This is a genomic window from Curtobacterium sp. VKM Ac-2865, assembly GCF_015350905.1.
Lineage (GTDB): Bacteria > Actinomycetota > Actinomycetes > Actinomycetales > Microbacteriaceae > Curtobacterium.
On the sequence record NZ_JADKRZ010000006.1, the window covers coordinates 211,458 to 224,239 of the forward strand.

General features: G+C 71.5%; 12 protein-coding genes. 5 read left to right on the forward strand and 7 right to left on the reverse strand.

Features of this window, described 5'->3' with window-relative positions:
• Window positions 1–158 precede the first annotated feature (158 nt).
• Window positions 159–437 (forward strand): PDDEXK nuclease domain-containing protein, encoded by a 279-nt coding sequence (locus tag ITJ54_RS15230; protein WP_228509488.1) that lies wholly within the window; start codon window positions 159–161, stop codon window positions 435–437.
• A gap of 18 nt (window positions 438–455) precedes the next feature.
• Here the strand turns inward: ITJ54_RS15230 and ITJ54_RS15235 are convergent, their stop codons facing one another.
• From ITJ54_RS15235 to ITJ54_RS15245, 3 genes are read right to left on the reverse strand one after another with little or no spacing between them, the layout of a single operon-like run.
• Entirely contained in the window at window positions 456–1,193 is a 738-nt protein-coding gene (locus ITJ54_RS15235) for a hypothetical protein (RefSeq protein WP_323741750.1), read from the reverse strand.
• A gap of 29 nt (window positions 1,194–1,222) precedes the next feature.
• Complete coding sequence (locus tag ITJ54_RS15240; RefSeq protein ID WP_194629692.1) at window positions 1,223–1,903, reverse strand: DedA family protein; 681 nt, start codon at window positions 1,901–1,903, stop codon at window positions 1,223–1,225.
• Window positions 1,900–2,706: a hypothetical protein gene (locus ITJ54_RS15245; protein ID WP_194629694.1), complete on the reverse strand. Its 807-nt coding sequence runs from the start codon at window positions 2,704–2,706 to the stop codon at window positions 1,900–1,902. The genes ITJ54_RS15240 and ITJ54_RS15245 overlap by 4 nt, the downstream gene beginning before the upstream one ends.
• 287 nt (window positions 2,707–2,993) lie before the next feature.
• On the opposite strand from ITJ54_RS15245, the gene ITJ54_RS15250 reads away from it, so the two are divergent.
• The 4 genes from ITJ54_RS15250 (at window position 2,994) to ITJ54_RS15265 (ending at window position 6,489) form a co-directional block, all read left to right on the forward strand.
• Complete coding sequence (locus ITJ54_RS15250; protein ID WP_194629696.1) at window positions 2,994–3,980, forward strand: sensor histidine kinase; 987 nt, start codon at window positions 2,994–2,996, stop codon at window positions 3,978–3,980.
• Entirely contained in the window at window positions 3,977–4,636 is a 660-nt protein-coding gene (locus tag ITJ54_RS15255; protein ID WP_194629698.1) for a response regulator transcription factor, read from the forward strand. Before ITJ54_RS15250 ends, ITJ54_RS15255 begins: the two co-directional genes overlap by 4 nt.
• A 118-nt stretch (window positions 4,637–4,754) precedes the next feature.
• On the forward strand, window positions 4,755–5,486 hold the full coding sequence (locus ITJ54_RS15260; protein WP_194629700.1) for a S1 family peptidase: 732 nt from the start codon (window positions 4,755–4,757) through the stop codon (window positions 5,484–5,486).
• Window positions 5,487–5,601: 115 nt separating this feature from the next.
• Window positions 5,602–6,489, forward strand: coding sequence for an SDR family oxidoreductase (locus ITJ54_RS15265; RefSeq protein ID WP_194629701.1), 888 nt, complete (start codon window positions 5,602–5,604; stop codon window positions 6,487–6,489).
• 117 nt (window positions 6,490–6,606) lie between these two features.
• On the opposite strand, the gene ITJ54_RS15270 is transcribed toward ITJ54_RS15265, so the two are convergent.
• The 4 genes from ITJ54_RS15270 to ITJ54_RS15285 are packed head-to-tail and all read right to left on the reverse strand — an operon-like array spanning window position 6,607 to window position 12,711.
• Window positions 6,607–8,949, reverse strand: coding sequence for a GNAT family N-acetyltransferase (locus ITJ54_RS15270; RefSeq protein ID WP_194629702.1), 2,343 nt, complete (start codon window positions 8,947–8,949; stop codon window positions 6,607–6,609).
• On the reverse strand, window positions 8,946–10,298 hold the full coding sequence (locus ITJ54_RS15275) for a lysine N(6)-hydroxylase/L-ornithine N(5)-oxygenase family protein (RefSeq protein ID WP_194629703.1): 1,353 nt from the start codon (window positions 10,296–10,298) through the stop codon (window positions 8,946–8,948). Before ITJ54_RS15275 ends, ITJ54_RS15270 begins: the two co-directional genes overlap by 4 nt.
• Window positions 10,295–11,803 (reverse strand): pyridoxal phosphate-dependent decarboxylase family protein, encoded by a 1,509-nt coding sequence (locus ITJ54_RS15280; RefSeq protein WP_323741751.1) that lies wholly within the window; start codon window positions 11,801–11,803, stop codon window positions 10,295–10,297. Before ITJ54_RS15280 ends, ITJ54_RS15275 begins: the two co-directional genes overlap by 4 nt.
• A 53-nt stretch (window positions 11,804–11,856) precedes the next feature.
• On the reverse strand, window positions 11,857–12,711 hold the full coding sequence (locus ITJ54_RS15285) for a helix-turn-helix transcriptional regulator (RefSeq protein ID WP_194629704.1): 855 nt from the start codon (window positions 12,709–12,711) through the stop codon (window positions 11,857–11,859).
• Window positions 12,712–12,782 lie beyond the last annotated feature (71 nt).

Sequence of the window (12,782 nt, forward strand, 5' to 3'; positions counted from 1 at the left end):
TGATCGCCGCCGCAGCGGCTCGACGATCCAGCGGCGCCAGGGCGACGAGCAGATTCTGCAACAAGCCGTTGCGCAACTGCCCTGGGGCCACATCACGGTCGTCCTCGATCGCCTCGATCGCCTCGATCGCCTCGATCGCCTCGATCGCCTTGATCGCCTTGATCGCCTCGACAACCGAGTACCTCGGTCAGCTCGGCTTCTCCGTCGCACTCGTCGATGACGAGATGCGCCGCCCCCAGCACGCCGACACTGTCGGGCTGCTCCTGCTCCTGCTCCTGGTCAAGGACAAGAACGACGCCGTCGTCCGGTACTCCCTCGGAGCCCACCAGACCCCGATGGGCGTCGCCAGCTACGACCTGCTTCCCCCCGCGATCCGAGCAGCCTTGCCCTCAGAAGCCGACCTGGCCTCCGCTCTGCAGACGGAAACCCGTCAGTGAGCGCTGAGAGCAACCGTTTCAGCGCGCGACGGCGGCCGACGACTGCGCACTGCGTCGGAACTGCGCGGACCATGCCACCGCCACGGCGATCACGATCAGCAGGACGGCACTGACCAGCCCGGTGCCGACAGCGAGACCGCCCCGCGCGTGCGGGACCGCGACCCAGTCCGCGAAGGACGCCCCCACCGGCCGCGTGAGCACGTACGCCGTCCAGAACGCCGCGACAGGGCCGAGGACGCCGCCGATGCGGCAGAGGACCACGACGGCCATCGCGGCGACGAAGACCATCCCACCGGCGAAGTACCCGAGGTGGAAGGTGCTGGCGAGCAGGTCGCCGGCAGCGGTGCCCATCGCGAACGTGGCGATGACTGCCGCCCAGTAGCAGCACTGCCGGCGCCGGCTGGTGATCGTGTGCACGTCGAGGGTCCCTTCGGTGCGACGCCACACCACGAACACAGCAATCAGGGCAGCCAGGAACACCGGCGTGGAGACCAGGTAGGGCACGCCGAGTGCGACGTGCACGACGTCGGCGATCATCGTGCCGAACACCCCGACCATCGACACGGTCGCCCAGTACCGCCATGGCACGTACCGCGTCGCGGCCAGCTGCACGACGAGGACCGCCGCGAAGAGCGCCGCCGTGACCAGCACCGTCGGGGCGGGATCGAACCGCGTGACGAGGAAGTCCGACAGCGCCTCGCCCATCGCCGTGGTGAGCACCTTGATGACCCAGAACGACGTCGTCGGGTCGGGCACACGATTCGGTGTGACCTGCGCCGTCGTGGTCATCCTCGTCGGTCCCGACCGGCCGCGGCGGGCTGGTCCACCGGGTCGTCCGTGGCTGACCGGCGGCCGGCCCGACGGCGGAGCGCGCCGATGACGATCGGGAGCACCGAGACCAGGACGATCACGATCATGAGGACGTCGATGTTGTGGGCGACGAACGGGATCCCGCCGAGCAGCACCCCGACAGCGGTCAGGCCCGCAGCCCATGCGATCGCCCCGATGAGGTTGAACAGCAGGAACCGGCGGTAGTGCATCCCGGCGGTGCCGGCTGCCAGGGGGACGTAGGTCCGGACGACGGGGACGAACCGGCCGAGGACGAGTGAGAGCCCACCCCACCGGGTGAAGAACGCCTCTGCCTCGTTGAGTCGAGCGGTGGTGAGCAGACGTGCGTCGTCACGGAACCAGCGACGCCCGAAGCGCTTGCCGAGCCAGTACCCGACCTGGTCACCGGCGATCGCCGCGAGGGAGGCGACGAGTGCGACCTGCCACGGCGTGACGCCCAGGGCGCTGCTGATGATCGCGGCGGTGACGAGCAGGGAGTCACCGGGCAGGAACGGGAACAGCACCCCGGACTCGATGAAGATGAGCACGGCGATGCCCACGAGGACGTACGGACCGAAGGCGTGCAGCACGGATGCTGCGTCGAGGAGGTGCACGGCGAAGGGGACGGTGACGGTCACGAGGAGACACCCAGCTGCGCCTGCGGAGCGATGGCATCGCGCCGGAGGCGGATCGAGAGCCAGCTGATGACCGCGGCGATGAGGACCAGGAACACGATGCTGGTGGTGATGGTGCCGATGCCCAGGCCACCGTCCTCGACCGGCGACGAGAGCAGGTCACCGGTGGACGCGCCGAGCGGGCGGGTGAGGACGTAGGCGATCCAGAAGCACACGACCGGGCCGCGGTGCCCGATGAACCAGACGGCCGCGGTCAGGGCGATCGCCCCGGCGAACAGCAGCAGCGACGGGAAGTACCCGAGCCCGGTCTGCTCCGCGATCAGGTCACCGGCGGCGGTGCCGAGGGCGAACGTGAACAGGATCGCCAGCCAGTAGAACGCTTCCCGGCGGACCGTGTCGATGCTGTGGATCGAGATGGTGCCCTCGGATCGGTACCAGATGACGAACACGGCTGCCAGGGCCACGGCGAAGACGGTCGTGCTGAGGGCCAGCGGGACGCCGAGCCCGTCCGTCAGGTTGTCCGTGATGCACGTGCCGACGACGCTGATCAGGACCACGGTGACCCAGTACAGCGGCGGCCGGTAGGAGCGGGTCCGGAACTGCAGGACCAGGAACACGACGAGCGCGACGGCCATGACCAGGGTCGTCAGCGGCAGGCCGAGACCGACCGTGTCGCTGAGGAGGTCCGCTGCGGTCTCGCCGACGGTGGTGGCGAGGACCTTGATGACCCAGAACGACACGGTCGGGTCCGGCACCTTGTTCGAGCGGACCCGGGTCCGCAGCGGTGCTGCAGGCGCGTGGGACATGGCGTTCTCCTCGTCGGGACGAGCCGGACCGCGGGTGCGGGAGCGGCGATGACTCGACGGTAGGAACGCGCTTCCAAGAGTCCACCAAGAATCGGGATCGGAGCCGACGTGCGGCAGGATCGGTGCCGATGCACCCGTGTGGGGACACCCCGTGTCCCGGTGTCGGTGCCGTGGAGGGAGCACAGGTGAGGTCACCGTGGTGGTCATCGATCGCTGACGCGGCGGTCAGGTGGTCGTTCCGTTCCGGACAGGAGCCTGACCCGGACGGGTTGGCGTACCGCCGGTCCGTGATCGGGATCGCGCTCCAGGTCGCCGTCGTCTCCGCGGCACTCGTCATCGCGATCATCGCGCTGGTGGTCGGGTACGTCCTCTGGCAGCTCACCCCGGGACAGCTGCACGAGGCTCCGGGTGCGACCGACGTCCGCATCTCCCTCGACACGGTCGACCTGAGCATCGCGGTGGTCGGCGTCGGCGGGTTCTCGATCGTCCTCGCCGGCATCGCGTCCTGGGTGATCGCGCGCCGTGCGGTGCGACCCATCGCCGAGGCCGCCCGGGTCCAGCGAACGTTCGTCGCCGACGCGAGCCACGAGCTCCGGACACCGCTGACGGTGCTGCATGCTCGCGTGCAACGGCTGCACATGATGACACCGGCGGACGACCCGCGGCACGCCGTCGTGGACGAGCTCCGCGGGGACACCCGTGTGCTGATCGACATCGTCAACGACCTGCTGGACGCTGCTGCAGGGAACAGCGAAGCGGGCGGGACGGCCGACCTCGCCGTTGCCCTGGAGACCCTGCGGCGGGACATGACCGTCCTCGCGGTGGAGCGGGAGGTGCACCTCGAGGTCATGCCGGTCGACGCGGCACTCGCCGGGGCGACCCTGGCGGTGTCGGCGACGCAGTTGCACCGGTGCCTGGTCGCCCTGACGGACAACGCGATCGGTCACACACCCGCCGGTGGGCACGTCCGGGTCTCGACGAGTGCGAGCGGCTCCGCCGCCGTGGTCCGTGTCACGGACGACGGACCCGGCATCACCGGGATCCCTCGCGCCCGCGTGTTCGACCGGTTCGCCCACGGCACGCCGACGGGGCCGGCGGGCGCTGCCGCTCCGCGCACGGGGTACGGCATCGGGCTGGCGCTGGTGCGCGAGGTCGCCGTCCGTGCCGGCGGCGACGTCACCGTGGAACGCACCGGCGCGGACGGCACCGTGTTCGCGCTCCGGTTGCCCGTGCGACCGGGCGGACCCGCCGACGACCAGGGAGACCGCTCGTGACCCTCCGACTGCTGCTCGTCGAGGACGACCCGCGACTCGGCCCCCTGGTCGCCGAGGTCCTGGGTGACGAGTGGGACGTGACACTCCGTGCCGACGGGGAGAGCGCGCTGGAGGCCGCCGCCCAGCAGTACTTCGACGTGATGGTCGTCGACCGGCGGCTGCCCGGCATCGACGGCACCGAGGTGGTCGCCACCCTGCGGAAGCGTCGCATCAGCACGCCGGTGCTCATGCTCACGGCACTCGGGGCGGTCAGGGACCGGGTGTCGGGTCTCGACGCCGGCGCGAACGACTACCTGGTGAAGCCGTTCGACTTCGACGAGCTCACCGCACGACTGCGAGCGCTGACCCGGGACTACTCCGGCACGGGGGACACGATCGAGATCGGCGGGTGGGCCTTCCACCCCGACGACCAGAGCATCACGTCCCCGTACACGGGCAGGGTGATGCTGACGGAGAAGGAGACCGCGATGCTCCGGGTGCTCGCGAGCGAACCAGCACGCGCGTTCACCCGCCAGCACCTGCTCTCCGCGGTCTTCGAGCGCGGCGAGCAGGTCGGCACCGTCGACACGTACGTGCACTACATCCGGCGCAAGACCGACCGGGACCTGATCACCACCATCCGCGGCGTCGGCTACCGGCTCGGCACCCCGGCCTGACCACGGCTGGCCGGCCTCCGTCCGTCGAAGTGCGGACTGGCGCCCCGTGCCGACCAGGGTCAGGATGCAACCAGTTGCACACTGCAACGACCCTGCTTCGTCCGACAGAGGAGTCGACATGAAGAAGTCCATCGCAGCCGCGTTCGCCGCGGTCGTCGTCGTCACCGGTGGCGTGTTCGCCGCCACCCCCGCCTCGGCGCTGACCGCCAGCCCCCACGTCGTCGGCGGGGAGAAGGCCCCGTCCACCGCCTGGGCCGTCCAGCTCGAGGCCTCCGGCGGCTCCATCCCCGCCGGGTACGTCAGCACCTGCACCGGCGAACAGGTCTCCGGCTCGTGGGTGCTCACCGCCCGCCACTGCATCGACGGCATCGGCGCGATGAACGTCTACCACTCCAACTCCACCGCGAACCGCGGCACCCCCGTCGCGGTCGACCGGGTCAGCGCGGCCCCGACCGGGGACATCGCCCTCGTGCACCTGCGGAGCACCTCCGCCCTGTCCTCGTACGCGCCGCTCGACCTGACGGCGACGGCGAAGTCGAGCGGCACGGGCACGATCCAGGGCTACGGTCTGCGGGCGAACGCCGTGCAGTCCGACGGCCTGTACCAGGCGAGCGTCGCGCTCACGGGCGCCAGCACCGACGCCTTCGGCGGTCGCGCGCAGCACGTCAGGGGCGTGAGCGGCGCGTCCAACCACGGGGACTCCGGCGGCCCGCTGCTGGTCGGCGGCAAGGTCGTCGCCGTCTGCTCGACCGGCGACAGCGCCGACCCCGGTGCGAACACGTCGGCCGGTTCGAACTACGCGCTGCTCTCGCAGTCCGCCTCCTGGATCCGGTCCACGGCCGGCATCTGAACCACCTGACGGACTGGAGGCTCGGTGCCAGCTGGATCCGAGCCTCCAGTCCGTCGTCTGGTCGCGACCACGCTGGCTGAACGGGCGCTCCGGCACCAGTGAGGACACTGGGCCCATGAGCCAGTACGACAAGCGTGACCCGAACAGCCTCTACCCCGCCCCGCCGTTCCCGAAGCAGGAGCAGTCGCTCCCGGGAGCCGCCTGGAAGATGGACCCGAAGCCGGACCACGGCGAGGAGAGCTACGTCGGCCGCGAGCGGCTGACCGGCTTCCGCGGCATCGTCACCGGCGCCGACTCCGGCATCGGCCGTGCCGCCGCGATCGCGATGTCGCGTGAAGGCGCTGACCTCGTGCTGTCGTACCTCCCCGACGAGCAGGAGGACGCCGAACAGGTCCGCGACCTGCTCGAGGGCGAAGGCCGTCGTGCGGTGCTCGTCCCCGGGGACATCTCCGACGAGCAGTACTGCAAGGACCTCGTCCAGAAGGCCGTCGACGAGCTCGGTGGCCTCGACACCCTCGTGATGGTCGCCGGGCGCATGGAGAGCAACGAGGACATCCTCACGCTCGACACCGAGATGTTCGACTCGACGTTCAAGACGAACATCTACTCCCTGTTCTGGCTGACGAAGGCCGCCGTGCCGCACCTCGAGCCCGGGTCCACGATCGTCACGACCGGGTCGATCCAGGCCTCGTCGCCGACGCCCGACAAGGTCGACTACGCCGTGTCGAAGGGTGCGATCAAGGTCTTCACCGAGGCCGTCGCGCAGCAGCTCGCGCCGAAGGGCATCCGCGTGAACTCGATCGCGCCCGGCCCCGTGTGGACTCCGCTGCAGCCCGGTTCGGACGACGCCGAGAAGGTCTCGCAGTTCGGCGGCGACTCGCCGTTCGGTCGCCCCGGCCAGCCGGCGGAGCTCGGTGCCGCGTACGTGCACCTGGTCAGCCCGGAGTCGAGCTACCAGTCGGGCTCGACCATCACGATCGCCGGCGGGACCCCCGCCTTCTGATCGACCACCCGCGCGCGGCCGACGACGATCGCGCGTTCGGGCGATGACGGATCCGGTCGGCGGGACAGGTGTCCCGCCGACCGGATCCGTCGCGTCCGCGTTCGGGATCGTCGTTCGTCAGCGCGCGATCGGGTTCGGCATCGTCCCCGCGTGGATCAGCGACGCCGACTGGTCCGCCAGGTCCACCATCGACACGGTGTTCCGCAGCTGGAGCCGGTTCAGGCAGGAGTGCCGGAACGCGGGTGCCCGGAGGTCCAGGGGCCGGCGGTCCGGGTGCGCGTCGGCGTGCGCGTCGACGCAGGCACCGACGAGCGCCCAGAACCGGGACGCCGGCAGGACCCCGTCGTCGTCCAGGACCGCCGCCACGAACCGCAGCACGCCGTCGAACACGTCGGTGAACACGGACAGCGCCGCCTCGTCGTCGTCGACCGGTTGCACGATGCGCTCGATCCCCGCGGGGACCGCTCGTGGCGCGACGACGACGACCTCCTCGCCGATGTCCTTCATCACCGCCCGGACGACGGCGCCGTCCCGGAGCACGAGCACCAGGTTCTCGCCGTGCGGCATGAAGGCGACGTCGTGGACGGTCAGACAGTGCACGACGGGCAGCAGGTAGGCGTCGAGGTACCGTCGCACCCACTCCTCGGCGCCCAGGCCCGACGTCGACACGAGGGCGCTGACGACGGACCGTCCGGCGGCGTCCCGGTGCAGCAGTGACGCCATCGTGACGAGTCGCTCCCCGGCGGCCAGCTGGGGGACGGGGCTCTCGCGCCAGAGTGCCGCGAGCATCTTCCGCTGCGGCGACGGCACGTCCGCCCGGTGGTACGCGTCACCGGTGTACCCGATCGCGGCGTGCTCGCGGAGCACCGAGAACCCGCACGCCTGGAGCGTCGCGTCCTCGGACACGATCGCCGCCACCCAGTCGTTGACCGCGGGGGTCGCACGCATGTACGCGGGGGACATCCCGCGCAGGAACCCCATGTTCTGCACCGCCAGCGCCGTCTTGACGTAGGACCGCCCGGGTGCGGAGCGGTTGAACGCCGTGCGGATGGACTGCTGCGGCTGGTGGAGGTCCGGTCCCTCCCCGAGGTCGACGAGGTCCTGCCGGCCGAGGTCCGGCGCGAAGGTCACCGCGATGCGGTGCTGCCACTGCCACGGGTGCACCGGCAGCCAGGTGTACTCCGACGGGTCGAGCCCTCGCCGGGCCAGGGTGTCCCGGAACGTGGCGACCGTCGCGGGGTCGAGCTCGGCGGCCCAGTGGGCGTCCTCGGTCCGGTCCGCTGCCAGCGCGAGGTGCGTGCGGGCACGGCGGGCGGCGAGCCAGCGGTACCGGAACCGACCGCCGAGCTCCGGTGCGTACGCGCGGTACTCGTCGAGCCCGAAGCCGATCCGACCGTTCGCCGCGACGAACGCCGGGTGCCCCTCGGTCATCGCTGCCTCGACGTCCTGGAACGCGGCCACCACGTCGCCGTCGGAGCGGCCCTCGGCGAGCTGTCTGGCGGACGGTCCACCGCGCCGGTGCTTCGCGGCAGCGCTGGCGAGCGTCGAGGCGATCTCCTCCAGGTAGGTGCCGAGCAGGTGCTCCGGGATCCCGAGCACGTCGACCAGCTCGAGGACGAGCTCCTGCGCGTCGAGCGGGACGGGGAGCCCGTCGGCGGTGTGCGTCCGGGTCAGCGAGGCCTCGTCGACCGACCAGTGCTCGAGCTCGTGGCGCCGCGACCGGAACCGGTACGTCGACGCCCCGGCTCGGACCTGCCAGGCGTCACCGTCGGCGGTCGGCGCGATGAGCCGCTCGTGCGTGAACTCGGCGATCGCCTTCGCGACGAGGTGCCGCTGCGCCGGCTCGAGGTGCTCCGGTCGCAGGTGCGCTGCCGGGCCGTCGTCGTCCGGCACGCCGATCCGGTCGGTCTCGAGCACGGACAGCAGCGCCCGCTTGCCGTCGACGTCCACCTCGCGGAGGGCGCGGAACCCGACCTCCGCGTTCTTCGCCTGCACGGTGGTGTTCCGCACGTCGGGCTCGACGACCACGCGCCGGGCACCGAGCGTGTCCCGGCAGTGCTCGACCGTGGCGCGCATGACGGCGCTCGTGAGCCCGTGGACGCGGCCGGTGTCGGGCGGTGGGGCGACGAGCAGGTGCATGCCGACGTCGCCGGGCTCCGCCGCCCACACGTCGGTGAGCAGCACGGTCGCCGGGTCGTACGTCTCGACCAGGAAGCAGGGGACGCCGTCGCGCCGTCCGAGCCACGCGGCCTGCGCCGGGTCGGCCTGCACGGACGCCAGGTACTCGCGTACCGCCGGCACGTCGAGGTCGCCCATCGCCCAGCACGCGGACGCGGGGTGCGCGAGCCAGGACTGCACGACGGCGGCGTCGCGATCCGGGTCCACCGGTTCGACGGACAGGAGGCTCGCGGTCGCGTCCGCCGGGCTGCCAGCGTCCCGCAGATCCGTGCCCGCGCTCATCGGCGCGCCCCCGAGAGGGGCAGGCCGAACTCCTGGAAGGCGATCCGGTCCTCCAGGCCGTATGCGGACCGACCCGTGACGGACCGCAGGATCGACGCGTTCCGCCACGCGCCCATGCCGAGGTCCGGGGCGGTGAGCCCGTGCGTGTGTTCCTCGGCGTTCTGCACCCAGATCCGGCCGCCCAGCGAGTCGACGTGGTGGTCGCGGGCGACCGCCAGGCGACCACGTGCGTCGCGTCCGACCAGGTGCTCGACGGGGTCGAGGAACCGCGGCGGGCGAGCGGTGTAGCCGGTCGCGAGGACGAGGCGTTCGACCTCGTGCTCGTACGTCGTCCCGAGCTGCTCGTGCCGGAGCGTCAGCCGGTACGTGCGCCGGTCGGCGAGCCAGGTGGCGTCGACCACGCTGGTCTCGGTGCGGAGCGTCGCCGGGACCGGTCCGCTCGCGCTGATCCGGTAGAGCGTGTCGTAGAGGTCGTCGACCAGGTCGGCGCTGATGCCCTTGTAGAGCCCGCGCTGCTCGCGGCCGAGGCGGTCGCGGACGTCCTCCGGCAGGGCGTGGAAGTGGTCCGTGTACTCCGGTGAGGTCATCTCGAGCGTGAGCTTGGTGTCCTCCATCGGGAAGAAGCGGGGCGACCGCGTGATCCAGTCCAGGCGGGAGCCGCGCTGCCGGACGTCCTCGAGCAGGTCGCGGTAGACCTCGGCGGCGGACTGCCCGCTGCCGACGACCGCCACCGACGCTGCACCGCGCAGGGCATCGCGGTTCGGCAGGTACTCGGCCGAGTGGACGACCGGACCGTCGAGCCCCCGGAGTGCGTCCGGCACCGACGGCTCCGTGCCGATCCCGAGCACGACGTGACGGGCGAGGTAGGTCTCAGGACCGTGGTCGGTGTCGGCGTGCACGGTGAACAGGTCCGCGGCGTCGTCGTGCTCGACGGCTGTGACGTGGCGACCCCAGCGCAGGGTGTCGAGCCGGTCCGCCGCCCACCGGCAGTAGGCGTCGTACTCGCGGCGCAGGGGGTGGAAGTCCTCGCGGATGTAGAAGGGGTAGAGCCGTCCGGTCTCCTTGAGCCAGGCGAGGAACGAGAACGGCGACGTCGGGTCGGCCATCGTGACCAGGTCCGCTAGGAACGGGACCTGGATCGTGGCGTCGTCGAGCATCATGCCGTGGTGCCAGGCGAAGCCGTCGGCCGCGTCGAGGAAGACCGCGTCGACGTCGTCCAGGGGGTCGCTGAGGCAGGCGAGACCGAGGTTGAACGGGCCGATGCCGATGCCCACGAGGTCGTGGACGGGCTGGTCGTGGGGTGTCGTTCGGGTCGCTGTGCGGGGTGTCGTGCGGGGTGCTGTGCTCATCGGGCTGCTCCCGTCGAGCTGGTGGTCCTGGCCAGCTGCTCGGCCGTCGCGACCACGTGGGCCAGTGCCGCCTGCATCTGCGTCGTCGTCGTGTCCGGATCGAGGATCGTCAGCTTGTTGCACGGACGGCCGTCGATCACGGTCTTGGCGATGAGCACGCGCCCCTCGGCGAGCAGCGTAGCGCGGAGGGGACCGACCAGGGCGTCCGCCTCGGCGTCGGACATGCCCTCCGGCTGGAAGCGGAACAGCACCGTGCTGAGCTGTGTCGGTGCGACGAGCACCAGGTCCTGCTGCGCTGCGACCAGGGCGTGCGTCGCCTCGGTCAGGTCGATGACCGCGTCGAACGCCCGGCCGATCCCGTCGGCGCCGGTGGCGCGCAGGGTCGCCCAGAGCTTCAGCGCGTCGAACCGCCGCGTCGTCTGGAGGGACTTGTCGACCTGGTTCGGCTCGGTCGCGTCCTCGGGGTTCAGGTAGTCGGCATGCCAGGAGGCTCGGCGCAGGTCGCGTGGATCGCGCACCACGAGCGCGCTCGACGACACCGGCTGGAAGAACGACTTGTGGAAGTCGGCCGTCACGCTCCTGGCACGCTCGATCCCGTCGAGCAGGTGGCGCCGGGTCGGCGACACGAGGAGGCCACAGCCGTAGGCCGCGTCCACGTGCAGCCAGACGTCCTCGAGGTCGCACACGTCGGCGATCGCCTGGAGCGGGTCGATCACCCCGCGGTCGGTGGTGCCCGCAGTGGCGACGACGGCCATCGGGGTGCGCCCCGCTCGACGTGCACGGGCGACGGCGGTCGCCAGGGCGTCGGGGAGCATGCGGCCGGACGCGTCGGTGGCCACGTCCACGACGGCGTCGGCGGGCAGGCCGAGGACGTGCGCGGATTTGCGGACGCTGAAGTGGGACTCGGCGGTGGCGAAGACGACGGGGTGGAGCGGGGGCTGCGCGCGGTGGCCGTCCGTATGTGGGGCATCCGTGTGGTGTGCGGCCGCGTGCTGGGCGCCCGCGTGCTGTGCGGCGGTCGCTTCGCGGGCCAGCAGCAGCGCCTGCAGGTTCGACTGCGAGCCACCGGAGGTGAAGACCCCGTCGCCACCCGTGAACCCGATCCGGCTCGCCACCCACTCGATGACGTGCCGCTCGATCTCGGTGCCGATCCGCGACTGGTCCCAGGTGTCGACCGAGGGGTTCACGGCCGCGAGCACCGACTCCGCGGCGACGGCGGGCAGGGCCACGGGGCAGTTCAGGTGTGCGAGGTACCCGGGGTCGTGGAACCACACCGCTTCGCGGACGAACAGGTCGTCGAGCTCGACGAGGGCGGCGTCGGTGCCGAGCGGTGCCTGGTCGAGGTCGACCGCGCGGACACGTCTGCGGAGTTCGGCCGCTGGCGTGTACGTCGTGGGGTGCTCGACGCGTTGGACCCGGTCGGCGATCCGGTCGACGGTCGCATGGACCATCCGGCGGTACTGATCGGCAGTGGCATTGGTCAACAGTTCGATGGAGGCTGTCACGTTAGGTAAGGCTAACCTAACTGCTTTTTCGATGCCACCCGCTGCCGGGTCGATCAGCCGGCGCGGACGCCCTCGACCCCCAGAACGCCGAGGAGTGCGAGGGCGTCGGCGTCCGGGGATCCCGTCGGCGCCGTGTAGAGCACGAGCCACTGGCCCCGGTCGACCAGGGCGAGACTGTCGCAGTCGACCGTGACCGGGCCGACCACGGGGTGGTCGAACGTCTTGGACAGCACGGTCGTCGTCGGGACGTCGTGACGGTCCCACAGCCGCGCGAACTCCCCGCTGTCCGCGCGGAGCTCCTCGACGAGCCCGACCACGGACGGGTCCTCCGGGTACTCCGCCCGGACGGCACGGAGCTGCCGGACGACGTGCTGGCGGAACTCGGCACCGTCGGAGATGCCGTAGGGCGGTACGTCGACGTCGGGGTGCGACCCGGGTGGGAACGCCCGCCGGGCGAGGTTCCGCTCGGACGGTTGCCGCTCGCCGAAGTCCTCCATGAGCGCGGCCGCCAGGGCGTTCCACGCGAGCACCTCGAACGTGGCAGACAGCACGATCGCCGCCGTCTGCGGCAGGCGCTCGACGAGGGCGGTGATGCTCGGTCGGACGTCGCGGCGCACCCGTCCGTGGTGGAGCGGCGCCGTGCCCGCCAGGGTGTGGAGGTGCGCCGACTCGACGGCTGAGAGGCGGAGCGACCCGGCGATGCCTGCGAGCACCTCGGCGGACGGCCGTGGTGCGCGGCCCTGTTCGAGTCGCACGTAGTACTCGGTCGAGATGTGGGCCAGGACGGCCACCTCTTCTCGCCGCAGTCCGGGCGTCCGCCGTCGAGCACCCGCCATCAGCCCGACGTCCGACGGCTGCAACCGTTCCCGCCGCGACCGGAGGAACGCCGCCAACTCCTGCTTGTCCATGCCAGGAGTCTGCGCCCGGTGCGCCGCCGCCGTCGTGGTACCGGTCGTACCTGGCTGCGTCGATCGGCGCC

Coding starts and splice junctions, on each gene's coding strand:
- ITJ54_RS15265 (WP_194629701.1), top strand. CDS start 5,602: ATGAGCCAGTACGACAAGCGTGACCCGAACAGCCTCTACCCCGCCCCG.
- ITJ54_RS15285 (WP_194629704.1), bottom strand. CDS start 12,711: ATGGACAAGCAGGAGTTGGCGGCGTTCCTCCGGTCGCGGCGGGAACGG.
- ITJ54_RS15245 (WP_194629694.1), bottom strand. CDS start 2,706: ATGTCCCACGCGCCTGCAGCACCGCTGCGGACCCGGGTCCGCTCGAAC.
- ITJ54_RS15270 (WP_194629702.1), bottom strand. CDS start 8,949: ATGAGCGCGGGCACGGATCTGCGGGACGCTGGCAGCCCGGCGGACGCG.
- ITJ54_RS15275 (WP_194629703.1), bottom strand. CDS start 10,298: ATGAGCACAGCACCCCGCACGACACCCCGCACAGCGACCCGAACGACA.
- ITJ54_RS15260 (WP_194629700.1), top strand. CDS start 4,755: ATGAAGAAGTCCATCGCAGCCGCGTTCGCCGCGGTCGTCGTCGTCACC.